We start from the raw sequence: 24,382 nt of genomic DNA on the forward strand, positions 1-24,382 counted from the left end.
ACAAAACGCTTGCTTGTATGCAACTTTACATCACAATGTCCCCCTCCACTGACGCCGGCCAACATTTGCTCACCAATCCTTATGGCAACATGCCTGCGGCCCTGTCCCACATCGCCGCCATTACTATCGTCATCCCCACCCCAGCCAGACCATTAATCGTGATAATGGAGGCGCTACTCATCCCGGATGCCATGTCTTCTACACCTACGCCCCGTCAAATTTTGGCCACGCTGCTGCCGCCCTTGCGCTTGGCGGCAGGCTATGCGAATCATATTCAAACCAAAATCGCCGCTCAGCCCGCCAAAGCTGGGCCGAATCAATTTTCCATGGCCCTCACCGATGCCGACCTGTCGGTGCAAACGTTTGTGGAAGTGGCGCTGCTCGGCACTTTTCCCGATATCCGCTTTTATGGCGAAGAGTTTGAACAGTCTTACAACACCAAATACTTTCGGGCGATTGACTTGGGGCCAGCGGGCGACTATCTGGTGACGCTGGATCCCATCGACGGCACGCTGTTCTATATGGATGGGTTCACCAACTACCAGATTATTTTGACCGTGCTCAATGCCGATGGATTTGAGGCGGTGCTGGCGGTGAGTCCGGCGGAAGATCAATATTTCTATGCCCTGCGCGGCCAAGGTACGCGAGTGGGTCACCTGGCCCAAGCTTTGGAAGACTGCGAACCGCTGAGCCTGCCGTCGAGTCAAACGGTGTTTTTGGGCACCCGTATGGCCCCGCTCAAGGCCCAACTGAGCGATCTCTACCCCGTCATCAATGTTTCTGAAGACTATTCTGCCGAACAGCAAATCCCCAATGTGAATGGCGTGCTCAAGGGGCAGCTTGGGGGCGTGATTTTGGCCGCCGGTAAATTTATTGACGGTGCGGCACTGGCATTTCTGGCGCAGGAAGCGGGCTGCATTGTGACCGACCACCAGGTCCAACCGCTGCCCCGCCTCGATGAATGTGAAAATTATGCGTGGCCGGGGGTGGCGATCGCCACCTCTCCCACCATGCACCATGACCTACTCCAAGCTCTCGAAGGCTTTCAAATTGCCCCGGTCTAGTTCATCCCGATCAGACTTAGCGATAAGCTAGAAAATGCATTGTTAAGGTTGCCCCATTGCCATGATTCATCTGAGTCAAAGTGCCATTCGTGAACTCAAACGCCTGGAGGCCAGGGATCCCTACGGCAGTGGTGTGGTGCGGTTAGCTGTGCTGCCAGGGGGCTGTTCGGGACTGGTGTATGACCTCCAGTTTCGCCAAGCGACCAAAGCTACCGATCAAGTGCTGAAAATTGAGTCGCTCAAATTTGTCATCGCCGCCGAGCATTTAGCCAGTTGTGACGGGCTCGCGATCGACTACTCCGAAGACTTGATGGGCGGCAACTTTCGCTTCACCAATCCCCTCGCACAGCAGATTTGTGGCTGTGGGGTGTCCTTTAGCTTAGACGCCGCCACGCCTGGAGATGCGATCGCTGATTGCACCCACGCCGAGGTTTCGCCATTTCCCACTGGCTCCCTGTAGCGCAACAAAAACCAGATGTCTAGTCCTGTGCGCCAGCCGTTCTCCAATTTTTTCCGACTGGGGACAAGGACGCAAGGGGGCGAACGGCATCCTTCACCCGATTAGGCAAGGGGTACAAGGGGATGATTGATTGATGCCGACCAGTATGAGTTGGGGGGAATCAACTGTGCTCAGTGAGTATCCGTATAGTGGCCGTAGCGTCTAGCGTGATGCAAGCCCGCAATTGTCGTGATGGGCAGGCTTATGAGTCTGTGGTAGCTTGACGCTTAAACCCGCTTACGCGATCGCTGAAATTCCCGTCTCCATGTCGTTTCTTCAAGGCTTTGTCATGTTTCTACCAAAGAGCCAATCGTCAATCGTGCTGAGCCTCACCTTGGGGCTATTAACCACTGCCGGGCTCTCCGCTGAAGCGCAGGTGCGCTCCGTCGATGACGTGGCCCCAGAGCCAGAAAGGTCAACTGAAGCGGCCGCTTTGACGACGGTCACCGAATCGTCCACCACAGTCCCCAGCAACGTCATAGAAGCCGCCAATCTTGTTGCCACTACAGATGTCGCACCAGCTGAAGCCAGTGACGCCGACGATGCGCTGGTAGCCCAGCAAACCGACGATGACACTACCGAGCGAATTAATTACGCATTTGGCCCTGGTGGCGCTATTGGCCTCACTGATGATGGCGAGACCGCGTTGGGAGAAGGGGGATTTGCGCTCGTGGGTCGCTTTTCGCTCACCGACAATCTTTCAGTGCATACAGCATCCGTCATTGGGAACAACTCATTGTTCACCGCAGCGCTGACTGGGGGCGCACCCATTCGCAATGCCGACGACGATCGCACGCTGGTCTTCCCATTTGCTGGGGCCGGAGTCTCGGTCGAAACAAATGAATTTGACGTCAATCCTTTTATCTCCGCCGGGGTCGATGTACCGATTATCGACAGGCTCACCGGCACCGCCCGCATCAACGCGAGCTTTGATCAAAATGGCACCGATGTCGGTGTGGTCTTGGGCGTCGGCTATGACATCTTTTCGCTGTTTTAGGCTCGCGAGGGGGCCATGGGCGATCGCTGCAGTCAACCAATCAACCAATACGGTTATGCGAGGCGATCGCCCCACAGGAGCGGTCCTACCCAAGCACTCCAAGACTCAACAAATTTGAGGGCGCGTGATGCAGCGGTCAGGAATTGGGAGGGCAACGCCCTATGGTTGATCAGGCAGTAGCGGAGCCATCATGGCCATCAACTCTGGAATGTCTTGATGAATCACCTTCCAGACTTTATCTGGATCGACATCGTCATATTGATGCGCCAGAATATTGCGCATTCCAATAATGTTCTTCCAGGGAATGGTGAAGTGCCGCTCACGAAAAGCAGCTGACAGTCGATTGGCAGCTTCGCCAATCACAATGATGTCATAGAGGACTGCGGCCTGAGTCCGCCGATCGGCGGCAAAGCTAGCTTGATCCATCCCCAAGGTGAAGCTCAATTTTTCCTGAGCCGCCTGTTGTATATCTTGGATAGATTGTTGATCACGCAACATAAATCGTTTTTGCCGAACCTAAAATCTCTTGACGCCGCAACCGATTATGGCTTTGCTCAATGGCTTTCTTTGTAATTACGTCAACGTCTCTACCACAGAGCGCTTCCAGCTCATGTTTGATTTGCACACGGTCCAATAAACTCTTAGTTTTACCCGGAAAATATGAAATCAAAATATCAATGTCGCTGCTAGCCGAGAAATCATCGCGCAGAACCGAGCCAAACAGCAACAGTTCAGCGATATCCCACCGCTGACAAAAAGCCTCTAACTCAGCGGGGGTGATGCTTAAGCGCTGATAAATGTTGACTGGAGACGTCGAAGGATGCATCTTGCCATGGAAGGATTTGCCCCCTAATTGTATCGCTGTAGTCAGAAGGGGCGATCGCCCCACAGGAGCAGCTCCGCCAGCGCAGTGACATGCTTCAGCAATCTGAGCTATGCAGCTTGGGGCAGAGCGATTTTAGAGCGGCTCAGATACAACTAAAGGTTCAATGTCAGTCAACAACTGCGGCAGGTCTCTCTGAATGACTCCCCAAACGTCATCGAGATCAACCTCATCGTAGTCGTGAGTGATCACATCCCGCATTCCAGCCATTTTCTTCCAGGGAATTTCAGGATGTTGTAAACGAAACCCGTTGGAAAGCCGTTTCGTGGCCTCACCGATAATCATAATCCGGCGCAAAATGGCATCTTGCTTTTCAACATTGGCAGTCAGCGCATCAAAATCTTGACCTGCCGCATATTGCAAGATGAGCTTAATGGCCTCAAGGATATCCACCAAAGCTTCCTGGTCACGCGACATAGACAACCTGTGCGGCATCCAAAATATGGCGGCGGCGGAGCCAGTTGCGGCTTTGAGCGATCGCTTTTTTACTCACCAGATCCACCTGACGATGCAGCAACGTCTCTAACTCCTCCTTCATCTGGATTTTTTCAAATAACCCTCGTTGAGCTGTGGGTAGATACGTCACCAGCACATCAACGTCGCTATTTTCCGAAAAGTCGTCCCGCAAAACCGAGCCAAACAGCGATAGCTCTGCCACTTGCCACCGCTGACAAAAGGCTGATAAATCAGCGGGGGTGATCCCTAAGCGCTGATAAATGCTGGCTGATTGAGATGTGGAAGGATGCATTTAGCCATAGAACAACCCGTCTTCTAATTGTATCGCTGTAGTCAGGAGGGACGATCGCCCGACAGAAGCAGCTCCGCCAGCGCAGCGCCATACTTCAAGCCATGTTGAAAGCGTGATGATAATGAGCCCTGCAAACGTGGCCCTCCCAAGGTTTGAGGTGACGGCCCCCTCAGCCTTTTAAGCGATCGCACAAATGGTCGCCCACCCGCAAGGCATTCGCCATGATGGTTAGCGCTGGCCCAACGGCGGGACAAGAGGGGAAAAAGCTGCCATCGACGACGTACAGATTGTCAATATCGTGGGTGCGGCAGTGAGTATCGAGCACCGAAGTCGCCGGATCGGTGCCCATGCGGCAGGTGCCGAGCTGATAGCCCACCACGCTAATCGGCGCTTCGCCTCGGGGAAAGATGGAGTTACTTTTGACGGTATCGGTCGTCAGTTCAACTCGCTTCAGCACCTCAATCCACTGATACACGAGGCGATCGTGGGCCTCAAAGTTATTCGGTTCAAACTCAAACCGGAGTTTGCCCTTTTGCCGCTGCACCCGATTGTTGGGGTCCGGCAACATGCCCGTTTGCGCCCACCAGCCAATGGAGTTGATCGCCAAGCCCTTGAGGCGGGCTCCCGGTAAGATTTGGGCCAATACCGATAGCAATGGCGGTGATTCAGCAAAGATGACGTCCTGCAGCAGGCCGCCACTGTTTTCAATATGGCCCATCGGGTATTCGTAGTCACGGTTGCCCCAATAAAAGTCGTTCACGCTGACAGTCCGAGGAAATTCTCCCGAGTTTGTGACGGCGGCTTTTTCGACGATGACGGTGAGCTTTTGCTTCATCAGGTGGCGGCCCACCAAGTCAGAGCTGTTGGCCAGTCCTTGGGGATGGCGATCGTTGGCCGAATCGAGCAGCAGGATGGCCGAGTTCACCGCCCCGCAGGCCAGCACAACAATATCGGCGCTGAAAATAATGGTCTGGCTGCCCACCTCGGCTTGCACGCCTTTGATCGCCTTACCCGACGGATCGGTATGCAGGGCGACGACTTGGGCTGATGTTTTGAGGGTGACGTTGTCATGCTTTAGCGCCAACTCAATGCCAAACACTTCAGAGTCACCAGTCGGATCATCGTCCTGACGGGTGAGGCTGAGGGGCAATGGGGTCGGATTCAACCCCTGATGGCTCAGCCCTTTGATAATGGGCTGCATCAGCAGCTCGTGCTCGATCGCGGGAAACGGATACCCATCACTGTGCTCCGGTTCTGTAGGATCTCCTTGGGTGTCGCCATGTACCTGATAAAGCTGCTCGGCGGCAGTGTAATACGGCTCCAAGTCAGCGTACTGAAAGGGCCACTCCGGGGCGATGCCCTCTTGGTGGGGCACGGCGGTAAAGTCGCGATCGCGCATTCGCATCAGGGTCGCCGAGTAGACCTTGGTATTGCCCCCCACCGCGTAGTTGGTCTGCGGCGAAAACGGCTCGCCCTCCTGGTCGTACCACTGCTCTGGCGCGTGATATCGCTCCTTTTTGAACACGTCCACATCAGCGCGATTTTGCTCTGACAGGGCCATGCGATCGCCCCGCTCCAAAATCAAAATCCGCTTGCCCGTCGGGGCTAGCTTTTGCGCCAGCGTACCGCCCCCGGCCCCCGTGCCCACAATGATGATGTCGTAATGCTGGTCATCAATAATCATAGATATCGTCTCGATACGTTGCCGATGCAATGCCAGAAACCGTAGGGTGCGTTAAAGCGTCAGCACAACGCACCGTCCCCAATCATCGCCAGACATAAATCAAAATGAACAGAATAATCCAGATGACATCAACGAAGTGCCAGAAAATGGACGTGGCATTGACGCCATATTCCCCCCCCGCGTAATTATTGGGGATGAACGATCGCCCCAGCATGACGCCCTGCAACAACACCCCCGTCAGCACGTGCAGCCCGTGGAAGCCCGTCAACAGATAAAACGTGCCGCCAAACAATCCATCCTTAAAGCCAAACGGCAGGTGCAGCCATTCCACCGCCTGCCCAAACAGAAAGAAACTGCCCATGGCCATGGTCAGCAACCAGAAAATGCGGAAGCCCCACAGATTTTCTTTGTGCAAAAAGCGCTCGGCAAAGTAAATCACAAAACTGCTGGACACCAACACAATCGTATTGATGAGTGGCTCCCGCACTTCCAGCCCCTCAAAGCCCGCCGGATACCACTCTGCTGACGACAGTTTGTAGACGATGTAGCCGACAAAAAAGCTCAGAAAAATCACGCTCTCCGACAGCAAGAAGACAATAAAGCCAAACATGCGATTGTCTTCTTCTTCATGCTCGCCCGCGTGAACGGTGGCCACTTCCAGTGATTGATCAACGTTAGTTGTGCTCACGGGGTCACTCCTTCTCAGATGCGTTTGCAACCAGCGGTTCGTCGCTGCCATAGCCATAGGGCCGCGACACCACCACAGGAATTTCGTCAAAGTTTTCATGGGGCGGCGGCGAAGACACCATCCACTCCAGCCCGATCGCCCGCCAGGGATTGTCCCCCGCTTCTGGCCCCCGCGCCCAAGAGCTCAGCATATTGAGCAAAAAGGGCAGCGTCGAGACTCCGAGCAAAAATCCCCCCAGACTCGCCAGCACATTCCAAAAGGCAAACTCCGGGTCATAGGAAGCCACCCGTCGGGGCATCCCCATCAAACCCGCCGGGTGCATGGGGAAAAAGTTCAGATTCGCACCGATAAAAGTCAGGACAAAGTGCAACTTGCCCAACCCTTCGTAATACATGCGCCCCGTCATCTTGGGGAACCAGTGGTAAATGGCGGCGTAAAAGCCCATCACCACCGCTCCGTAAATCACGTAATGAAAATGGCCCACCACAAAGTAGGTGTTGTTCACGTGAATATCAAACGGGGCCGACGCCAGCATGATGCCGGTAATGCCCGCAAACACCCACATAATCAAGCCGCCCAGGGCAAAGAGCATCGGCGTATTCAGGCGAATCTTACCGCCCCACACCGTCGCCACCCAGGCAAACACTTTGATCCCCGTCGGCACGGAAATGGTCATCGTGGAGAACATGAACAGCATCCGCATCCAGCCGGGGGTACCGCTGGCAAACATATGGTGTACCCAGACAATGCCGCTGAGCCCCGTAATCACCAACGACGACACCGCGACCACCGGGTAGCCGAATAGCGGCTTCCGCGAGTAGACGGGAAAGATTTCCGAGAACACCCCAAAAATTGGCAGGATAATCACATACACCGCTGGGTGCGAATAGAACCAGAAAAAGTGCTGATACAGCACCGGGTCGCCGCCCAGTTCTGGGTTGAAAAAGCTGGTGCCCACCGTCAGGTCAAACAGCAGCATCACCGCCCCCGCCGTCAACGCCGGAAGCCCAAACAGCTGAATCAACTGCGCCGCTAACACCGTCCAGCAAAAGACGGGCATTTTGAACCAGCCCATGCCCGGTGCCCGCATCCGAAAAATGGTGGTGACGATATTGACCGCCCCCATGATGGAGGAAATGCCCGACAGGGCTACCGCCAAAATCCACATAGACTGACCGTTGATCAGGTTACCCGTGGGGTTTTGCAGGCTCACCGGCGGATAGGCCCACCAGCCAGACTGCGACGGGCCACCGGGGATGAAGAAGCTCGCGGTGAGAATGACGCCAAAGACTGGCACCAGCCAAAACGCCGCCGCATTCAACCGGGGAAAGGCCATGTCGCGGGCACCAATCATCAGCGGCACCAGATAATTCGCCAGCCCGTTCAGCATAGGAAACGTCCACATGAACAGCATCAACGTGCCGTGCATAGTGAACAGGCCGTTGTAGACGGTGCGATCGACCAAATCCGCTTCGGGGGTCAGCAACTCGCCCCGCATCACCATCGCCAGTAAGCCCGCAAATAGGAAGAAAACGAACGCGGTGACGATGTATTGGATGCCAATCACTTTGTGATCGGTGCTGAAGGTGAAAAAGCGCTTCCAGTTATCTGGCGCACCGGGTTGAGGCTGCAGACTTGGCTGTAGCGCCTCTAAAGATGCGTTACTCATAAGATTCCTCGTCTGAACTGGCGTAATTTACGACGGGCGGAGCCGCTGGCTCAACCGTGGCCCAACCCTGGCTGTTGGGGTTTTCGCGCGATCGCTGAAATTCGCGATAGGCCCGATTTTGCGCCGGGGTGGGGGACTGGGCCGCCGCCATGGCTAGCCAATCTTGGTACGCGGCTGCAGATTCCACCACGACCGTCGACTGGTTCGCCGCGAAATAAGTGCCGCTGTAATCGGAGTCGCGCACCCGATAGCGCCCCTCACGAATGGGGGTAAATTCAAAATCGATCTCGCGCCCCGGAATGATGTCCTGCTTGATGCGAAAGGCCGGGACAAAAAAGCCGTGCAGCACATCTTCCGACGTCAGCTTGAGGTTAGCGCGCTGGTTGACCGGCAAATGGAGTTCGGTGCTGCTGACCGCTTGCTCAGGGTAGTAAAATTCCCAGGCCCACTGCCGCGCCCGCACTTCAATCGGGTCGGTTTTAACCACCTCAGCGGTCATGGGAGCCGCATTGGCCGTCGCCATGCCTAGCGATTTGGGGCCAATGTCGCCCAAAATTTCCATGCGGTCATAGGTCTGATAGCTCGCAAAGGCAATGCCGACAATCACGATGGAGGGGATAACCGTCCAGATGACTTCCAGCTTCAAATTCCCTTCGATGGGGGGGCCATCGCTGGTGTCGTATTTGGGTGACCGCTGAAAAATCATGGAGTAAACCAGGGTGCCCACCACGCCAAAAAAGATCAGGCTGCCGACGGTGGTCATGAGACAAAACAGATCGTCCACCAATATGGACTCGGCGGAGGCTTGGGGCGGCACCCACCGATAAGACTGCTGACCAATCCAAATACTGAGCACGGTATCAGCGATCGCTAACCCAATGACGACCAGAATCCAACGTTGCTTAAACCAGCGTTGATAAAACATGGTTTCCTAAAAATCAAACTTGATCAGAACATTCAGCAGTTGGGTATTCGGGTTGAGACCCTCATACAGTAAGCGATCGGCCGTGACATGAACGCCAAAGTCGCCGCCCAAATGAGCGCCCAAAGTGCCTTGCAAAAACATCAGCACAAAAATCCCCAGACCGGCGAGCAGATAGCTCCATTGCACCTGCCGAGCCCGATCAACTCGCCACACATAGCGCTGAAACCCCCGCCAGATGGTCATACCAACAATCAGGCCGAGCAGCAACACCCCACCCAAACCGTGCCAGATCATGGTGTCCATCGCGCCCAACCCCCAGGGACTCACCGCATCTAGCGGCGGTGCGGCCAGAATGATTTCATAAAATCCAGCGGCGACGGTAAAAAACGTGATGACCGCAGCAGCCACCATGTTGAACCAGCCCACGTCATAGAGGTTGGCACTTTGGACAGGAATCGCCAGGAACTTAAAGATCGGTTTTTCCAGCGGGTACAGGGCAGCGACGATGTCGAAGGCGATCGCGAGAATGAACAACCCCAGCGTTAAATGCACCAAATTCGGATGAATCGGAATGCTATAGGGCAGGCCGTTGGCGGCAGCGACCATGGTTGGTGCGGAGAAGAACAACAATGTCATTACAACACTCCTCCCCGCGTCGCTTCAACTACCGCTTCGGTGTGCAGTCCGTAAACCCAGACCAACTTGTCGCCTAGATAAACCTGGAACAGGACCAGGGCCAACAAAACGCCGTTGAAGCCGACGTAGGCCACCGGGAGCGAATCCTTGCTGCGGAGCCGAATAATATAGCGCCAGCCGGTGATGACCGACAAAATGCCAGACAGCGACCAGCCAATCAGCGTATGTAGATTCAAATCGCTGACCGCCGCTGAATAGGGTAACGCGAGCCCCGCCTCGATCTGACCAAAGATGACGGCCACAAAAATCCAGGTGGTGGCGGCAAAGATGTTCCACCAGCCGACTTCTAGCAGGCGCGGATTCTTCGTAAAAAAGCCGATCGCGTCACACACTATCGCAAACAGCACCATCGCAATCACAAAATGCACCACGATGGGGTGAATGGTGTCGGGATAGGGCAGGTTGTGGCTGTTGAGTGATGGGAGTAAATTGTCGAGCACAAACTTCTCCTAAGAGCGCGCATCTGAAGGGAATGACCTGGCTATGTAATTAAGGTCATCACAACTGCCAGCCTTCACAAGAGATCTAACCGTGACAATTTAGCGAGCCCTGGCATTCCTCAGCAAAAATTAAGGTTCCACCGTAAAAAAATGGCGGATGGGCGGAGTTAGGGGGATGGGGAGCCGGGGAGCAACGGTACAAGAGAGCAGTGGGGGGTAGACTTAGGCACTCAGTAGCGAGAGTTTGTTTCATGCCAACCGGCATTGGCGGCTTATGCCGGCTCAAAAATTTGCGGTTGGTCGAGAGCAACTTTGGCGGCGACGGTTGCGCCGACTTCTAGGCGATCGCGGGTGGCGGTGCGGGCATACAAAACATCGTCGGTGGCGGTGGTGAGGGTGTAGCGATATTCGCGACCGAGAAATTGGCGATCGCGCACCACCAGATTCCCAGCGGGGTCGGGCTGCAGATGCAGGTCTTCTTGGCGCACCATTATTTCCGCGATCTCCGCGTCAGGGGCCGCACCGTCAGCGGCAAACGTGCCCAACACCGTTTTCCAGACATCGCCGTGGCGCTCGGCTCGCAAAAAGTTCGCCTGGGTCACAAATCCCGCAACGAAACGAGAACTGGGCTGGCGATAAATCTCCTCTGGCGGGCCGAACTGCTCCACCCGACCCGACCGCATCACCGCCAAACTATCGGAAATGGAAAGCGCTTCTTCTTGATCGTGGGTGACAAAAATGCCCGATGCCCCCACCCCTTTAAGAATGTCACGCACTTCTTGCCGCAGATATAACCGCACCTGCACATCCAGATTGCTAAAGGGTTCGTCGAGCAAAATCAGCGACGGGCGAGGGGCGATCGCTCGGGCTAACGCGACTCGCTGCTGCTGGCCGCCGGACAGTTCATGGGGAAAGCGCTTTTCAAACCCTTGCAGACCCACGAGGGCGATCGCCCGTTCCGCTTCTTCGCGGATTTGCCCCGCCGCCAACTTGCCCCGTCGCGCCTGCGTCTTGAGCCCAAAGGCCACATTGTCGAGCACACACAGGTGAGGAAACAGGGCATAGTCCTGAAAAACGACTCCCACGTCCCGTCGCTCGGGGGGCAGCCACACCCGCCCGCCACAAATCGGTTGCCCTGCCAGCTCTACCGTGCCGCCCTGAGGCCGCTCAAATCCGGCAATCAGGCGCAGCAGCGTCGTTTTGCCACAGCCCGACGGCCCCAGCAGTCCCAGCAGATCTCCCTGATGCAGCGCGAGACTGACTTGATTCACCGCCGGAGCGGCCTGCCCAGCGAATTGTTTAGTCAGGGCATCCAGCTTCAAAATGACAGGTAAATCCATGAGGTTGAGACAGCCCTAGTAGCCACTTTATTGCGAATAATATTCAATAAACCACAGGATGTGGTACTGAAGAAACCGATCCCCAAAATTCCTGCCGTCAGTCTCTGGGTAAGACTCGTCAAGGACCCACCGATCGCCAGTGAATTGATTAGACTAAGTGCAAAGTTTCTCTCAGCGGATGAGTTGCCATGCCCACCTATCCCGGAATTAGCCGCGACGCCTTTCGTCATCCCCTCGACCAACAAGCGGAAGCCGCCCTCCGCGCTTTCCCCGGATTCGACCTCGTGGCCCGCAAATTTGTGGAATTTATGTACGAGCGACCGCAGTATGTGTCGCTGATGGGCAATAACGTGCAGGTGGGGCCGCAGCAATATTCCACGCTGTACCAAATGTTTCGCGAGTGTGTGCAGGCGCTTGATGTGCAGCCCGAACCGACCCTATTTGTGGCGCAAAATCCCCAGGTGAATGCTCATTCTATTGGTGAGGATAACCCTTGCGTGGTGGTCAACACCGGGCTACTGGACTTGCTGAGCGACGACGAAATTCGCACCGTTATGGCGCACGAACTCGGCCATGTGAAATGCGGCCACACCACCCTGACGCAGATGGCGATTTGGGCGATGAATACGGCGACCATCGTCGGCGAACTCACCTTTGGCATTGGCAATATGGTCGGCACGGGACTGATCTATGCCTTTTACGAGTGGCGGCGCATGGCTGAGCTGTCGTGCGATCGCGCGGCCCTCCTCGCCACCGACGACTGGCAGCTGGTGGGCAACACCATGATGAACATCGCTGGGGGCAGCAACCGCTTTGCCCATGAGCTAAATTTCGCCGCGTTCGAAAAACAGGCCAGCGACTACCAACATCTGGACGAAGATGGGCTCAGCCAGGTCTATAAGTTTTTGCTCTACAACGGCGGCGGTGCGGGGCCAATGCTCAGTCATCCCTTCCCGGTGGACCGTCTCACTTACCTCAAGTCCTGGGCGCATTCGGAAGACTATGCCCGCATCAAAGCGGGGAATTATCAGCGATCGCCCAATCAAGGCACCGTCGATGTGGAGCCCAGTCCCGTCGCTAGCGAAATCGATCGCCTGCGCCAAGAACTCGCCAACCTCCAAAGCGAGCTCGACCACTTGCGTCGCGCCTAAGAGGGAGCAAGCGGTCAAGCACAGTGCGACTGCCCGAAACGGCTATTCTGGTGAGTTGATCAGGCCGGGGTGGTCGTCGGGGCGCGGCGCAGAAGTATCCCAGAAAAAGCGCCGATCGCGCTCCTCAATCGGGCGATCGTTAATGCTGGCTTCGCGGCGACGCATCAGCCCCGCCTCGTCAAATTCCCAGTTTTCGTTGCCGTAGGCGCGATACCACTGCCCTGCGTCGTCGTGCCATTCGTATTGAAAGCGGACGGCAATGCGGTTGTCGCCAAAGGCCCACATTTCTTTGACCAGGCGATAGTCCAATTCTTTATCCCACTTGCGCTGCAAAAACGCTCGAATGGCTGCCCGTCCTTGAAAGATCTCGGCCCGGTTACGCCAAAAACTGTCTTCGGTGTAAGCCATCGATACGCGATCGGGGTCGCGGCTATTCCAGGCATTTTCCGCCATGCGCACTTTCGCGATCGCAATCTCCCGCGTGAACGGTGGCACTAATTTCGGAGCCGGGGTCGTCATCTTAAATCCTCCAAACACAACTCACAAAAAAGGCTGCCAGCGCCTTGCCGACAGCCTATGGTTTAGGAAAAATCTCAACACTCAACACAATGTGGCCGCAGAAAACTTAGCCCAGCACTACGCCAGAGAGGAAAGCAGCACCGACACCGGCCAGCGCAAAACCCGCAAACCGCAGCGTCAACGTGCTGCCTTCGGCTTTGCCAGTCAACTGCTTAGCCATGCCATAAGCACCCACGGCGATCGCCAGTTGAATCACGGCAAATCCAGCTAGATAAGCCAAGATGGTGTCCATCCCCGCGCCTACCACCGCTTCACCATAGGCATAGCCATGAAACAAGCCAGCCAGGGCGGCCAAACCGATGACAATGGGCGTTTTGGGCTGTTGCTTCATGGCCAGCAGCACACCAAACAGCAGCACCGAGGCGGAAATGATGAACTCAGGTGCGGGTAAATCAATGGCCATCAGATGCAGTCCAGTGCCCGCCATGGACGCCACCACAAAGCCCACGGGAATCAGTAAACCACCCCCCATGGCGGCCGCCAGCAAACCAGCCGCAATCACAAACGCCAGGTGATCCAGCCCAATGACCGGGTGCCCCATGCCGGACAAGAATCCCTGGATGGCATTGGTTGGAGTATCGCCACCAAAAGGATGGTGAGCTAGCGCTGGGGCCGCCGCCAACATGAGTCCAGTCGTTACTACCAGACCTAAAGCCCCCACTCGTGCCATGACCGCTGGCGGTGCCGCCTTAATAGACCAAAACTGTCGCATCTGTTTCCTCTCAGCAAAGTAATGAATAGCAAAAACCGACAAAAATCCAGCGTTTTACCACTTCTTATAGGGCAAGAATTTACCACACATGATGATTTTCACGCGATCGCCCTTGGGGTCTTCCTCACGTTCCACATCAATGGAAAAATCGATCGCGCTCATGATCCCGTCGCCAAAGTGTTCATGCACCACTTGCTTCACGGGCACACCGTAAACTTGCATAATTTCGTAAAAGCGATAGATGAAGGGATCAGTCGGAATGACTGGATCGAGGGAGCCCTTGGTGGGACATTCCGTTAGCAGCTCGATGAAAGCAGCATCAGCCCCGATGGCTTCAACAATGATTTTGGCCTCTTCCTCAGACGCACTGGCCTGGCGGTAAATGACCGAAGCAATCCACACTTCATCGCGACCGACCTTGGCTTCTAAATCCGCAAAGGTCAAGCCAGACTTTTTCTTAGCAGCTAACAACTTTTCCGTAATTTCAGGAATTGCCACGTCTAAATCCTCTTAATACGTCAGTCAAAAATTCAACAGTCAAATGGGTTAAGGCAGAGCCATCGGAGCAAATGAGACCACCCTACAGGCCAGGCTGCCTCAGCTCGCTTTTGGTGTTAACTAGCCGCTGATGCGCGCTTCTTCCACCGCCCGCGTTTCGCGGAACAAGTGGCTTTCCATCTCCGCCTTTAGGTCGTGATAGGCCGGATGCTGGTCAATGATTTCGCGATTGCGCGGCCGCGGAAAGGGCACATCAAGCACTTCGTCAACGCGGGCGGCAGGGCCACGGGTCATCATGACGATGCGATCGCTCAGCAGCAGCGCCTCTTCAATACTGTGGGTAATCATGATGACCGTCTTACGCTGCTGTTCCCAGATGCGCTCGATTTCGTCTTGCAAAAAGCCCCGCGTCAGCGCATCCAAAGCCCCAAAAGGCTCATCCATCAGCAAAATTTGGGGACTAAAGGCCAGAGCCCGAGCAATCCCGACCCGCTGGCGCATGCCGCCGGACAACTCATGGGGATGCTTTTTCTCAGCGCCCGTCAAGCCCACCAGCTGAATATGCTCAGTAATGGTCCGATTCACCTGCTTGGCCGACCACTTGGGATATACCGTTTCCACCGCAAAGCGGATGTTATCCTCCACCGTCATCCAAGGCATGAGGGCATAGTTTTGAAAGACCATGCCGCGATCGGGGCCAGGGCCACTGATCGGGTGATTGTTAAACAGGATCTCGCCAGCCGTAATGTCCGACAGTCCCGCAATCATGTTCAACAGAGTCGACTTACCACAGCCCGAGGGGCCAATGATGGTCACAAAAGTATTGGGTTCAATGTCCAGACTAATATTCTCAATGGCGACGAAGTCCTTGGACTTTTTGCCAGAAAGCTTGCTGAACAAATCCTTTTTGCCCCAAAAAACCTTGGCGACATTGCGAATCGACAGTTGGGCGGTCGGTGAATAAGTATCCACCGGAGTTGCTGAATTCACAGGTGCTACACTCACGAATTTCGACCAAATACGACAAATCTTTCGACCGCAGCAAAGATGCTGTCTAAAATTAGGCCGACCAGGCCAATGATGAAGATGGCAACCAAAATATTCGGAATATAAAGGTTGTTCCACTCATTCCAGATGAAATAGCCCAGCCCCGTCCCCAAGAGCATTTCCGCCGCCACAATCACCAGCCAGGCAATGCCCATGCTGATACGCAGCCCCGACACAATGTTCGGGAGCGCCGCAGGAATGATCACCTTAAAGATGGTCCGCAAGCGAGAAGCGCCCAGGGTTTGGGCCACATCCAAATACTCTTGATCAACATTGGCCACTCCAAATGCCGTATTAATCAGCGTGGGCCAAATGCTGGAGATAAAGATGATGAACACCCCAGTGACCTCCGAGTCCCGAAAGACATAGAGGCCCAAGGGCAACCAAGCGAGGGGCGAAATGGGCTTCAAAAGCTGGACATAGGGATTGAAGCCTTTGCGGGCGACAGAAGAAATGCCCATCAAGATGCCCAACGGCACCGCGACGATCGACGCGAGAAAATAGCCGATCGCCACTCGCCGCAAACTAATCAACAAGTTCCACCCGATCCCCAGATCGTTAGGCCCATTGTTAAAAAAGGGATTGGTCACCCACCACCACAGCTCCTTCAGCGTTTCAGAAGCAGTCGGCATGCCCGAGGCAAACCACTCAGCTCGGGCACCAATTTCCCAAAACAGCAGAAAGGCAATCAGTGAACCGACAAAGAGCAAAAAGGCTCGCACCCCCTCTGTAAAAAAGAGTGATTCTTTTTCGCCCCCGTAGTAGGGGATGCTTGTATTCGTGTCGCTAACTGTCATACTCGATACCTCCTAACTCGTACGACTAGACGCCGTATTCGTCAATTTGCTGCTGCACGTAGCTGGCGGGATCCGCCGGGTCGAACGTGTCAAACGCCAACTCTTCGGTGCGGTAGATCTCCGCTGGCGGTGCTTGCCCTAATTCTTCGGCCAGCTCGCGAGCTAAGTCAGTCAAGAAAATTTCTTGCCCAACGGTGTCATAGCCTTGTTCTGGGATGACTTGGCCCGCCACGCCATCACCCTGTAAATCCCAGCGGACGAGCTGTGAAGAAATCCAGTTGGCAAAACTTTGCCAAGGATACGGATCAAAGTCGATGCGATCGGGCACGCTCATGGTGTTGCCGTTGCCATCGTCATAGTTACCCGTCAACACGGCCTCGACCACCTCGGTGGGTTGGTTAAGGAAGGCCCGCTCAGAAATTGCTGCCGCAATCTCGACCCGGTTCGCCGGATCACTTGCATAACCAGTCGCTTCCACGATCGCTTTGTTCAAGGCTCGGAACGTATTGGGGTTGGCATCAATCCATTCATCGCTGGCGGCAAAGGCACAGCAAGGATGCCCCGGCCACAGATCCTTCGTGATCATGTGGATGAAGCCGACTTCCTCGTACACGGCCCGCTGGTTAAACGGATCGGGCATGAGATAAGCGTCAATGTCACCCGCGACCATCTGCGCGATGCTATCTGGCGGTGGCACGGGGCGAATCTGCACATCCACGTCAGGATCAATGCCGCCCGTCGCTAAGTAATAGCGCAGTAGCAAGTTGTGCATGGAATAGGGGAACGGTACCCCGAAGGTGAAGCCCCGGAAATCAGCGGGGCCATTGATGTTGCCCCTATGACGGTTCGCGACCGTAATCGCCTGACCGTTGATGTTCTCAATGCTGGCCAGCTTGACGCCAAAAGAAGCGGAGCCCAAGCCCAGCGTCATCGCGATCGGCATAGGCGCCAGCATGTGATAAGCGTCGAGTTCACCCGCGATCGCAGAGTCACGCACCGCCCCCCAGCTCGGCATCTTCACCACGGTGGCGTTCAAGCCATGCTTTTCATAGAAACCCAGGGGCTCCGACATGATGATGGGCGACGCGCAGGTAATCGGAATAAAGCCAATTTGCAGATCGGTCTTTTCCAAACCGGATGTATCAACGGGCTCGGCATCGTCTTCAGCAGCGGGGTCGGTGCCACCGCCGCCACCACAACCAGCCAAGGTCACCAGGGCAGCCCCCACGGCCATGTTGCGCATAAACTCGCGGCGAGTAGCGCCACTGTTGCGAATGGAGTCGTTGAAAAACAACTCGGCTTGGGGGCCAAAAGCGGCCGCCAAGGCGTTGTCCAGGCCACCCGCCTGCTCACACAAGCCTAAGATCAGTCGCTCACGGCGCGGATCACCCCGACCCACCCGCTTCAGAAATAAAGCCTTACGCAACTCATGGGCATTAACGCCTTCTGCGGCCCGGATCTGATTCTGCTTGTAAAGGCCCATTTTGACCAGATCATCTACCATATCCAACGGATCTTTGGGCATGGTCTGCATGAATTCCCAGTGATCCATGGTGGAGTGCGTGCCGCCGCAAATGATGCACGCCAGTTCTAAATCGGAGAGCTCACCGCGATCGCAGTTGAGATTGTTCCATCGTCGTGCGGTCTGTGTTGCTGAACCAAAAACCATATTTGCTGCCTACCTATACCTAATGATCAACTCATCCAAACGTCGAAAACGCGGGAGCTGGCATGCATATTAACTATGAACATTACCAGCTCAATCCCAATCACACACTGGATCTTTTTTGGAACCTGATGGGATTTTCTTTGGGAATTTATGAAACACAGAAAAAAGCCTAAAAATAGTCATCATCGATACAGAAGCTGTTAGTTGCATCCTTTATCCGAAAGCTTGAATATCTCATTCTGTCACCGATGCTTGTCGCCAAACTTGGGGAGAGACGCCGTGAAACTGACGAAATTGCCGGGTGAAATAACTGGAGTCGTTATAGCCAACTTGGGCGGCAATTTGCCTCACGGGTTGATCCGAAGTCTTGAGATAGAGGCGGGCTTGGTTCATGCGACGTTCGATAATCCACCGTTTAATGGTCAAGCCAGTTTCTTCCTGTACGAGATTAGTTAAGTAGGCGGGAGAATAGCCCACTTCCTTAGCGACGTCGCTCAGATTGATCGAGTCACAATAGTGATTTTCAATAAATTGAAAAACCCGCGCCAACTTCGGACAGTCGGGAAAAATGGTGTTGTTTTCGACGGAGTCGAGCGATCGCGGCACGGTCGCCTCGCCATCAGGATGAGAGAGTGGCGGCGACTGGATGGCGGTGGCAATCTCGGCGTGACGCTTGAGTCGGGAAGTAATCGCCGACAAAAACTGTTCTATCGTGCAGGGTTTCGTAAGATAGTCATCGGCCCCTAATTCCATGCCGCTTCGCAGGTCAGCCATCGTCACTTTGGCGGTCAAGAAAATCAAGGGAATCGCTGCTGTCAGGGGCGATCGCCGCAGCGTCGAGAGCACCGAATAGCCATCCATATCAGGCATCATGATGTCGCAAACGACTAAGTCAGGATGATATTTTTGGGCGAGTTGAATCCCTTCTGAGCCATTGCCTGCACCGTAAGCTCTAAAGCCTTCGAAGGTTAAGCATTTCACAAATACGTTGCGAGTTTGCTGCTCATCTTCGATCACGAGTACGGTTTTCATCGCACTTCCATTCGCTTGAACTGCCAACCAATTACTAATAGCCTAAAACCCTTTAAAAAATAGACGGTATTCACTTTCCCGGCATCACAGTACAAACATCGCAACGACTACGATGGTTCCAGGTCAGAAACTATTTATAAAGGAGCAATATTTTCTTTGCTCATAAGAAAACAAAATTTTCGCGGTGGTATTTATATATCTCTTTGGTAATCTTTAAGTAGACTGGCCGTAGTAGCCTAAGTTACATTTCGAATAGAGGGGCGGGATCTAGGGTGATTGACGATTGGCTGGGGTGACGTCGCCCTGAGTCATGCTTGCAGTGGGTTGGCCCATGATGAATTATGACCACAGTCCGGTATCTGGCGCGGCGCGATCGCCCGCCAATCCGCTGGTGTTGCAGGAATTGGAGCTGTTGCGTCGCCAGCATCAGTTGATTCTAAATGCAGTGGGTGAAGGGGTGTATGGCCTTGACCTAGACGGCAATGTAACCTTTGTGAACCCCGCGGCGGCGGCCATGATTGATTGGCCCGTTGAGGAACTGATTGGCAAATCCATGCACGCGGTACTGCACCATTCCCATGCCGACGGCAACCATTACCAACGAGAAGATTGCCCGATTTACCAAGCCTTTCAAGACGGCAGCACGCGCCGGGTGGCGAATGAAGTGTTTTGGCGCAAAGACGGCACCAGTTTCCCGGTGGAATATATCAGCACCCCCATGCACGACGAAGATGGGCAGTTGGTCGGGGCGGTGGTCACCTTTCGCGACATCACACAACGCCGCTGGGCCGAAGCGATTTTGCAGCGCACGAATGAAGAACTGGAACACAAGGTGCAGCAACGGACGGCCAAGCTGCGGCAGGCCAATCAGCAATTGCGGGAATTGAGTGAAATGCGATCGCGCTTTGTGGCGATGGTGTGTCATGAATTTCGCAACCCGCTGAATAACATTGCCCTGTCGGTGTCGTCCCTCAATCGCTATGAGACGCAACTCAGCGAGGCCGAAAAGGCCGATTATCTGCTGGCGATCAACGACAACGTCGAGCGCATGACCCAAATGATTGATGACATTTTGGTGATCGGCAAGATTGAGGCCAAAGTCTTAGAAGTATCGCCGCAACCGCTAGAGTTGGTGACCTTTTGTCGGGGGTTATTGGCGGAGCGCGAGTACCAGCGATCGGCCACTCCGATTGAGTTTAATTGTCGGAGCCGTCAGCTCAGGGCGCATCTCGACGAGCGGCTGCTGCGGTCAATTCTCAGTAATTTGCTCTCGAACGCGATGCGCTACACGCCGAACGAAAACCGGATCCGTCTGAAACTGGCGAAGCGCCAAGACACGCTCATTTTGCAGGTCGAGGACGAGGGGATGGGCATTCCTCAGGCAGACAAGCGGCAATTGTTTGAGCCGTTCCATCGCGGGCGTAATGTGAGCAATATTCCGGGGACTGGGCTCGGACTCAGCATCGTCAAGCAGTTTGTCGATTTGCAGCAGGGAACTTTGAAAGTTGTCAGTAAGGTCGGGCAAGGCAGCACCTTTACCGTGCGGTTGCCGCTCAATTGACCGACGCCGTCAGCATCCTAGCGAGAGGAACTATTCCAACTCGCCGTAGCGATCGCGGTATTGAGCCAACAACGCTTCTGCGACGCGTGCCCGTTCAGTCGCTGCGATCGCCCGCTGTTCTGCTTCTCTGGCCTGTTGTTCCGCTTCCCTGGCCTGTTGTTCTAGTTCCCCCATGGTGAGAAACTGGCGGCCATCGGGGCGGTAAATTTCCAGTTCCGTTACACCCAAGACAAATCGGATCTGTAACAGCGGACTCACCCAGCCATCCATGTCATCCACCGAAATGAGCTTGTGGTCGCGCTGCTGCCAGCCCATGAGTTCAATATCATCAGGATTGTAAAGGTAATATTCCTGCACGCCGTAGCGTTCGTAAAATTTGAACTTGCGCAGCATGCCGGCGGGTCGATTACCGGGGGACAAAATCTCGAACACGACTTGGGGGGATGTCGGCTTCTTTCCACTGTTGATAAGAACCGCGATCGCCCTTGGGCCGACCCAACACCACCAGCGCATCGGGGGCTTGGCGTAGGGTGTTGTCTCCCTCCACGGGGTACCACAGCAAATCGCCCGCCACAAAAACATCGGGGCGATCGCGAAATAGCAGCTCCAGATTTTCTTTGATCGTGACAATCCAGCGAAACTGCTTGGTGTTGTCGGCCCTCGGCTGTCCGTCGCTGTCGGGGTAGATGACTGTAGATTGTTCAGGCTTCGTCGAGGTCATGGGTAAGGGACGTGCTTGCAATAAAAGTACCGGCTCCTCACTTGAATCTGTCCCACCTACCCACCACCTCATCCACTCACCTACCCTCACCACCGGGATCTTATTTTCCCGCTAACCCCTTAGCTGAACTCAGGGCGTTCTCTCTAGTGTAATGGGCCAGCCATGACTCGTTGACGCGCAGAGATGGGCGGCCCAGCGGCGGCCTCAGACCGTGGCGGCTCATTCCCGAAACGCGGTGTTATGCTTTGGGTGCCAGTTGAGCTTGCCGCCCCGCCTCGTATGAAACGCCCCTGGACTGTTCAAATTTTGTTGCCGCTGGTGATGCTGATTTTGTTGGCGGTGAGTTGCGATCGCATCTTGAGAAATCTGCGCAGCAATCCCGACGACGGGGCGGTGCCAACGGCCACCGATAATTCGCCGCCAGCAGGCGAAACGACGACTGACAATAATCCCAGCCCTGACTCGCCCAGCCCTGACTCATCCGGCACTGACTTAGTGAACAGTGACGCAGGCATTCAAATCACGTTGCCCGCCAGTTGGGCCGAAGATAACCGCCTCCATGACTCGGCTGAGCTGCAAGCAGCAGACGCCACCAACGAACTCTTTATGATAGTGGTCGCCGAAGATTCCCCCGCCCTGATGCGATTTGGCCTGCCCGAAAATGCCGAACGCTACCGCGCTTTGCTGAAAGACCAACTGGCCAGCTATGAAGGGGAAAACCCCACCGAGGTGGCGTTTATCAACGATCACTTTGCCTCCCAATACGAAATTCGTGGCAGTTTAGCCGACGGTGTTGGGGTGGTGTACTTACACACCACGGTGGTGACCCAGCAGCGCTACTACCAAATCGTCGTCTGGGCCAGCCCCGAACAATACGAGGCATATCGCTCGGAGCTACAAACGATTACCGAAACTTTTCAAGAAATTGGCTCTTAGCCGCGCCGCGCCGCCCTAAATGTGGCCTAATAGAAAAGGCGAAAATTAACGGTTGAAGACTGACGCATGATGGTACGGCAACTTTTTCAATGGCGGCGATGGGTAATGCTGGGGGCAGCGATCGCCTGTTGCTGGTTGCTCAGTACAGCCAATGCTTGGGCGGGCTTAGAAGACGATAAATACGACGGCAACATCTTCGCCCTCTATGCGGGCAACGGTTCGCTGGTGCCGCCGAAGGTTTCGCTAGCGCAATCCATGCAATACGAAAAGCCCGCGTTGCTGGTGTTTTACGTTGATGACAGCACCGACTGCAAGCGTTACACGTCAGTGGTGTCGCAGCTACAAGCCCCCTACGGACGAGCCGCCAATTTTATTCCCGTGGCGGCGGATTCCATTTCGCCTCAGACCGATTATGACGAAACGGAACCCGGCTATTACTTCGCCGGGGCCGTACCGCAGACCTTGGTATTTGATGCCGAAGGCAACGTGCGCCTCAATGAAACGGGGATCATTAGCTACGAGCAGGTGGATGATGTGATGCGTGAAGTCTTTGATCTGCTACCGCGCACGGAGTCTGAAGAACTCCGCCGCCGCCCTATCAACGAAGTGAATAGCGAACTGGTGGAAGAGTCATAAAGCCCCGGCCCTATTGGCAAGCGTTGGATATCAGCCGGAAGCTGTGCTGAGGCTTCCTACAATAGAAGCATGCCATTTGAGTTATGGCCCATGCCCTCGCCTTTCCCTGGGATGGATCCCGATTTGAAACATCCCTGATCATGGCCGAATTTTCATCATCGGCTGATTACCGCGATCGCCATTTACCTTAGCCCCCAATATCGCATGGTGTTAGAAGAGGCCATGTACCAAACGGCAACGCTAGATTCAGGGCTGGTGAGCATTCTTGATGTCGCACTCAAATCTGTAGAACGAGATCGGATAAGGGGGCTAGGCACGCAGCGGTTTACCTGATTTTCGGGAATCCTAGAATCAATCCTGTATTGATCAAAAGGTCTGAAAATCCTTTGATGACTCCATGAGTCCCTTGTTGGATAAATTACTTCACTTTGCCGTTGGTCTTGCTGTCGGTATGGCCTTTTGGGGGCTGCTCGAACGCTACACCCGCTCGGCTGCCCGCACCCTCAACCCGATCGCTTTCCTAATCATGGTGGTCTGGGGAGCCAGTGGCCTGTTCTTTTTCCGCAAACTAGGGGTTCCCATCTTGAGCCATACCTATTTTTATATGGCCTTTCCCGATTGGGATATTCCCCTTTACCAAGCGACGCGGCTGCCTTTTCTGGTCCATCGCAGCTGGCTCTTTCATTCTGTGCTCATTCCCATGGGGTTGCTAGGTATCTGGCTCTGGTTGAGCCAACAGTCCCCCACTACAAACTTCCAGAGGGGCATGGTCAACCTATTACGTGACAGTGCGATCGGCCTTTCTGTCGGTATTAGTGCTCATTTGCTTTGGGATGCCCTGCTTTCTTCAACCCGTCGTGGCTTTTACATCGCCGGTTTTGGTAGTTCGCTCTCGTTGCTGTGGCTGCTGGCAAACCTAGTGATCGGCATCGGGATTCCGTTGCTGATTGCGAAGCAATTTCGCAGCTTCGAACCGTCTTCTCAGCCTTAAATGCGTTGCGCACTTCTTGGATTACGTTACCGTTATCGAGATTTATTTACCATGCGATTATTGGTTCAATTAATTGGCCTAGCACTGATGCTCTTAGGCATCTATTTTCTAGGCAAAAATATCCTTTTCACCACCAATGTGAATCCCTATTGGTGGCGCGGGGTCGCTGCTGATGCCTCGATCTTTTTATTGTGTGGGGGTATCTGTCTATTGGTGTTCATGCCGTTAGGCTTCATGAAGCAACTGGGCTGGGTATTCGTCGCTGGCGGCATTGTCTGCATCTTTATCAGCAGTCGCGCTATTCTCAACCCCACCAGCTTGTGGCAGTTTTTTGTATCGATGATTTCAATTACATTTGGCTATCGTCTTTTGGCGACGGGGCGGTTTCAGATCTGAATCGGGCGATCGCTAACTGCTCA

General features: G+C 54.6%; 27 protein-coding genes and 2 pseudogenes. 10 read left to right on the forward strand and 19 right to left on the reverse strand.

Going from position 1 to position 24,382, the window contains the following annotated elements:
- The first annotated feature begins 35 nt into the window (after nt 1-35).
- From JUK32_RS18110 to JUK32_RS18120, 3 genes are all read left to right on the forward strand, one after another.
- Nucleotides 36-1,064, forward strand: coding sequence for an inositol monophosphatase family protein (locus JUK32_RS18110; protein ID WP_239112807.1), 1,029 nt, complete (start codon nt 36-38; stop codon nt 1,062-1,064).
- Between the two features lie 61 nt (nt 1,065-1,125).
- Nucleotides 1,126-1,524 (forward strand): iron-sulfur cluster assembly accessory protein, encoded by a 399-nt coding sequence (locus JUK32_RS18115; protein ID WP_204140273.1) that lies wholly within the window; start codon nt 1,126-1,128, stop codon nt 1,522-1,524.
- A gap of 259 nt (nt 1,525-1,783) precedes the next feature.
- Nucleotides 1,784-2,560: a hypothetical protein gene (locus tag JUK32_RS18120; protein WP_204140274.1), complete on the forward strand. Its 777-nt coding sequence runs from the start codon at nt 1,784-1,786 to the stop codon at nt 2,558-2,560.
- 159 nt (nt 2,561-2,719) lie between these two features.
- On the opposite strand, the gene JUK32_RS18125 is transcribed toward JUK32_RS18120, so the two are convergent.
- The 11 genes from JUK32_RS18125 to JUK32_RS18175 form a co-directional block, all read right to left on the reverse strand.
- Nucleotides 2,720-3,058 (reverse strand): DUF86 domain-containing protein, encoded by a 339-nt coding sequence (locus JUK32_RS18125; protein ID WP_204140275.1) that lies wholly within the window; start codon nt 3,056-3,058, stop codon nt 2,720-2,722.
- A complete protein-coding gene (locus tag JUK32_RS18130; RefSeq protein ID WP_309224573.1) occupies nt 3,048-3,449 on the reverse strand; it encodes a nucleotidyltransferase domain-containing protein in 402 nt (133 codons plus the stop codon). Before JUK32_RS18130 ends, JUK32_RS18125 begins: the two co-directional genes overlap by 11 nt.
- Nucleotides 3,450-3,518: 69 nt before the next feature.
- Nucleotides 3,519-3,860 carry a DUF86 domain-containing protein gene (locus tag JUK32_RS18135; RefSeq protein ID WP_204140276.1) on the reverse strand — a complete coding sequence of 114 codons (342 nt, stop codon included), beginning with the start codon at nt 3,858-3,860 and terminating at the stop codon, nt 3,519-3,521.
- Nucleotides 3,850-4,191, reverse strand: coding sequence for a nucleotidyltransferase family protein (locus JUK32_RS18140; RefSeq protein ID WP_204140277.1), 342 nt, complete (start codon nt 4,189-4,191; stop codon nt 3,850-3,852). Before JUK32_RS18140 ends, JUK32_RS18135 begins: the two co-directional genes overlap by 11 nt.
- Before the next feature lie 169 nt (nt 4,192-4,360).
- Nucleotides 4,361-5,875 carry a GMC oxidoreductase gene (locus JUK32_RS18145; RefSeq protein WP_204140278.1) on the reverse strand — a complete coding sequence of 505 codons (1,515 nt, stop codon included), beginning with the start codon at nt 5,873-5,875 and terminating at the stop codon, nt 4,361-4,363.
- Nucleotides 5,876-5,957: 82 nt separating this feature from the next.
- Nucleotides 5,958-6,485: a heme-copper oxidase subunit III gene (locus JUK32_RS18150; RefSeq protein ID WP_375541584.1), complete on the reverse strand. Its 528-nt coding sequence runs from the start codon at nt 6,483-6,485 to the stop codon at nt 5,958-5,960.
- An 82-nt stretch (nt 6,486-6,567) separates the two neighbouring features.
- Nucleotides 6,568-8,232, reverse strand: coding sequence for a cytochrome c oxidase subunit I (ctaD, locus tag JUK32_RS18155; RefSeq protein ID WP_204140280.1), 1,665 nt, complete (start codon nt 8,230-8,232; stop codon nt 6,568-6,570).
- Nucleotides 8,225-9,157: a cytochrome c oxidase subunit II gene (locus JUK32_RS18160; RefSeq protein ID WP_204140281.1), complete on the reverse strand. Its 933-nt coding sequence runs from the start codon at nt 9,155-9,157 to the stop codon at nt 8,225-8,227. Before JUK32_RS18160 ends, ctaD begins: the two co-directional genes overlap by 8 nt.
- A gap of 6 nt (nt 9,158-9,163) precedes the next feature.
- Complete coding sequence (locus tag JUK32_RS18165; RefSeq protein WP_239112808.1) at nt 9,164-9,793, reverse strand: DUF2231 domain-containing protein; 630 nt, start codon at nt 9,791-9,793, stop codon at nt 9,164-9,166.
- Nucleotides 9,793-10,293: a DUF2231 domain-containing protein gene (locus JUK32_RS18170; RefSeq protein WP_309224575.1), complete on the reverse strand. Its 501-nt coding sequence runs from the start codon at nt 10,291-10,293 to the stop codon at nt 9,793-9,795. Before JUK32_RS18170 ends, JUK32_RS18165 begins: the two co-directional genes overlap by 1 nt.
- 272 nt (nt 10,294-10,565) lie before the next feature.
- Entirely contained in the window at nt 10,566-11,633 is a 1,068-nt protein-coding gene (locus JUK32_RS18175) for an ABC transporter ATP-binding protein (protein ID WP_204140282.1), read from the reverse strand.
- Nucleotides 11,634-11,821: 188 nt separating this feature from the next.
- On the opposite strand from JUK32_RS18175, the gene JUK32_RS18180 reads away from it, so the two are divergent.
- Nucleotides 11,822-12,784: a M48 family metallopeptidase gene (locus JUK32_RS18180; protein WP_204140283.1), complete on the forward strand. Its 963-nt coding sequence runs from the start codon at nt 11,822-11,824 to the stop codon at nt 12,782-12,784.
- A gap of 42 nt (nt 12,785-12,826) precedes the next feature.
- On the opposite strand, the gene JUK32_RS18185 is transcribed toward JUK32_RS18180, so the two are convergent.
- From JUK32_RS18185 to JUK32_RS18215, 7 genes are all read right to left on the reverse strand, one after another.
- Nucleotides 12,827-13,303 carry a nuclear transport factor 2 family protein gene (locus JUK32_RS18185; protein ID WP_204140284.1) on the reverse strand — a complete coding sequence of 159 codons (477 nt, stop codon included), beginning with the start codon at nt 13,301-13,303 and terminating at the stop codon, nt 12,827-12,829.
- Nucleotides 13,304-13,409: 106 nt separating this feature from the next.
- Nucleotides 13,410-14,075: a HupE/UreJ family protein gene (locus JUK32_RS18190; RefSeq protein ID WP_239112809.1), complete on the reverse strand. Its 666-nt coding sequence runs from the start codon at nt 14,073-14,075 to the stop codon at nt 13,410-13,412.
- Between the two features lie 54 nt (nt 14,076-14,129).
- Complete coding sequence (gene cynS, locus JUK32_RS18195) at nt 14,130-14,573, reverse strand: cyanase (RefSeq protein ID WP_204140285.1); 444 nt, start codon at nt 14,571-14,573, stop codon at nt 14,130-14,132.
- A gap of 120 nt (nt 14,574-14,693) precedes the next feature.
- On the reverse strand, nt 14,694-15,578 hold the full coding sequence (locus JUK32_RS18200; protein WP_204140286.1) for an ABC transporter ATP-binding protein: 885 nt from the start codon (nt 15,576-15,578) through the stop codon (nt 14,694-14,696).
- Complete coding sequence (gene ntrB, locus JUK32_RS18205; protein WP_204140287.1) at nt 15,575-16,417, reverse strand: nitrate ABC transporter permease; 843 nt, start codon at nt 16,415-16,417, stop codon at nt 15,575-15,577. The genes JUK32_RS18200 and ntrB overlap by 4 nt, the downstream gene beginning before the upstream one ends.
- A gap of 25 nt (nt 16,418-16,442) precedes the next feature.
- Nucleotides 16,443-18,086 carry an ABC transporter substrate-binding protein gene (locus JUK32_RS18210; RefSeq protein WP_204140288.1) on the reverse strand — a complete coding sequence of 548 codons (1,644 nt, stop codon included), beginning with the start codon at nt 18,084-18,086 and terminating at the stop codon, nt 16,443-16,445.
- Nucleotides 18,087-18,320: 234 nt separating this feature from the next.
- On the reverse strand, nt 18,321-19,118 hold the full coding sequence (locus JUK32_RS18215; protein ID WP_204140289.1) for a response regulator: 798 nt from the start codon (nt 19,116-19,118) through the stop codon (nt 18,321-18,323).
- A 334-nt stretch (nt 19,119-19,452) separates the two neighbouring features.
- On the opposite strand from JUK32_RS18215, the gene JUK32_RS18220 reads away from it, so the two are divergent.
- Nucleotides 19,453-20,679 (forward strand): PAS domain-containing sensor histidine kinase, encoded by a 1,227-nt coding sequence (locus JUK32_RS18220; protein ID WP_204140326.1) that lies wholly within the window; start codon nt 19,453-19,455, stop codon nt 20,677-20,679.
- Nucleotides 20,680-20,709: 30 nt separating this feature from the next.
- On the opposite strand, the pseudogene JUK32_RS28780 reads toward JUK32_RS18220, so the two are convergent.
- Nucleotides 20,710-21,400 (reverse strand): annotated as a pseudogene (locus JUK32_RS28780) (Uma2 family endonuclease).
- A gap of 279 nt (nt 21,401-21,679) precedes the next feature.
- Here JUK32_RS28780 and JUK32_RS18230 point away from each other — a divergent pair.
- The 5 genes and pseudogenes from JUK32_RS18230 to JUK32_RS18250 all read left to right on the forward strand — a co-directional run bounded on the left by JUK32_RS18230 (nt 21,680) and on the right by JUK32_RS18250 (nt 24,359).
- Nucleotides 21,680-22,336 carry a hypothetical protein gene (locus tag JUK32_RS18230; protein WP_204140290.1) on the forward strand — a complete coding sequence of 219 codons (657 nt, stop codon included), beginning with the start codon at nt 21,680-21,682 and terminating at the stop codon, nt 22,334-22,336.
- 69 nt (nt 22,337-22,405) lie between these two features.
- Nucleotides 22,406-22,972: a thylakoid membrane photosystem I accumulation factor gene (locus JUK32_RS18235; RefSeq protein WP_204140291.1), complete on the forward strand. Its 567-nt coding sequence runs from the start codon at nt 22,406-22,408 to the stop codon at nt 22,970-22,972.
- Nucleotides 22,973-23,125: 153 nt separating this feature from the next.
- Nucleotides 23,126-23,305: pseudogene (locus JUK32_RS18240) on the forward strand (hypothetical protein); the annotation flags it as partial.
- A 76-nt stretch (nt 23,306-23,381) separates the two neighbouring features.
- On the forward strand, nt 23,382-23,963 hold the full coding sequence (locus JUK32_RS18245; protein WP_239112811.1) for a hypothetical protein: 582 nt from the start codon (nt 23,382-23,384) through the stop codon (nt 23,961-23,963).
- 51 nt (nt 23,964-24,014) lie between these two features.
- The gene (locus JUK32_RS18250) at nt 24,015-24,359 is read left to right on the forward strand and encodes a hypothetical protein (protein WP_204140293.1); all 345 of its coding nucleotides are present in this window, start codon (nt 24,015-24,017) and stop codon (nt 24,357-24,359) included.
- Nucleotides 24,360-24,382: the final 23 nt, after the last annotated feature.

Source organism: Halomicronema sp. CCY15110 (assembly GCF_016888165.1).
Classification (GTDB): Bacteria; Cyanobacteriota; Cyanobacteriia; order Phormidesmidales; family Phormidesmidaceae; genus Halomicronema.

Excerpts from the sequence above, each read along its gene's own strand:
- JUK32_RS18110 (WP_239112807.1), top strand. The coding sequence starts at position 36 with ATGTCCCCCTCCACTGACGCCGGCCAACATTTGCTCACCAATCCTTAT.
- JUK32_RS18115 (WP_204140273.1), top strand. The coding sequence starts at position 1,126 with ATGATTCATCTGAGTCAAAGTGCCATTCGTGAACTCAAACGCCTGGAG.
- JUK32_RS18125 (WP_204140275.1), bottom strand. The coding sequence starts at position 3,058 with ATGTTGCGTGATCAACAATCTATCCAAGATATACAACAGGCGGCTCAG.
- JUK32_RS18135 (WP_204140276.1), bottom strand. The coding sequence starts at position 3,860 with ATGTCGCGTGACCAGGAAGCTTTGGTGGATATCCTTGAGGCCATTAAG.
- JUK32_RS18140 (WP_204140277.1), bottom strand. The coding sequence starts at position 4,191 with ATGCATCCTTCCACATCTCAATCAGCCAGCATTTATCAGCGCTTAGGG.
- JUK32_RS18145 (WP_204140278.1), bottom strand. The coding sequence starts at position 5,875 with ATGATTATTGATGACCAGCATTACGACATCATCATTGTGGGCACGGGG.
- JUK32_RS18150 (WP_375541584.1), bottom strand. The coding sequence starts at position 6,485 with ATGTTTGGCTTTATTGTCTTCTTGCTGTCGGAGAGCGTGATTTTTCTG.
- ctaD (WP_204140280.1), bottom strand. The coding sequence starts at position 8,232 with ATGAGTAACGCATCTTTAGAGGCGCTACAGCCAAGTCTGCAGCCTCAA.
- JUK32_RS18160 (WP_204140281.1), bottom strand. The coding sequence starts at position 9,157 with ATGTTTTATCAACGCTGGTTTAAGCAACGTTGGATTCTGGTCGTCATT.
- JUK32_RS18165 (WP_239112808.1), bottom strand. The coding sequence starts at position 9,793 with ATGACATTGTTGTTCTTCTCCGCACCAACCATGGTCGCTGCCGCCAAC.
- JUK32_RS18175 (WP_204140282.1), bottom strand. The coding sequence starts at position 11,633 with ATGGATTTACCTGTCATTTTGAAGCTGGATGCCCTGACTAAACAATTC.
- JUK32_RS18180 (WP_204140283.1), top strand. The coding sequence starts at position 11,822 with ATGCCCACCTATCCCGGAATTAGCCGCGACGCCTTTCGTCATCCCCTC.
- JUK32_RS18185 (WP_204140284.1), bottom strand. The coding sequence starts at position 13,303 with ATGACGACCCCGGCTCCGAAATTAGTGCCACCGTTCACGCGGGAGATT.
- JUK32_RS18190 (WP_239112809.1), bottom strand. The coding sequence starts at position 14,075 with ATGCGACAGTTTTGGTCTATTAAGGCGGCACCGCCAGCGGTCATGGCA.
- ntrB (WP_204140287.1), bottom strand. The coding sequence starts at position 16,417 with ATGACAGTTAGCGACACGAATACAAGCATCCCCTACTACGGGGGCGAA.
- JUK32_RS18210 (WP_204140288.1), bottom strand. The coding sequence starts at position 18,086 with ATGGTTTTTGGTTCAGCAACACAGACCGCACGACGATGGAACAATCTC.
- JUK32_RS18215 (WP_204140289.1), bottom strand. The coding sequence starts at position 19,118 with ATGAAAACCGTACTCGTGATCGAAGATGAGCAGCAAACTCGCAACGTA.
- JUK32_RS18220 (WP_204140326.1), top strand. The coding sequence starts at position 19,453 with ATGAATTATGACCACAGTCCGGTATCTGGCGCGGCGCGATCGCCCGCC.
- JUK32_RS18230 (WP_204140290.1), top strand. The coding sequence starts at position 21,680 with ATGAAACGCCCCTGGACTGTTCAAATTTTGTTGCCGCTGGTGATGCTG.
- JUK32_RS18235 (WP_204140291.1), top strand. The coding sequence starts at position 22,406 with ATGGTACGGCAACTTTTTCAATGGCGGCGATGGGTAATGCTGGGGGCA.
- JUK32_RS18250 (WP_204140293.1), top strand. The coding sequence starts at position 24,015 with ATGCGATTATTGGTTCAATTAATTGGCCTAGCACTGATGCTCTTAGGC.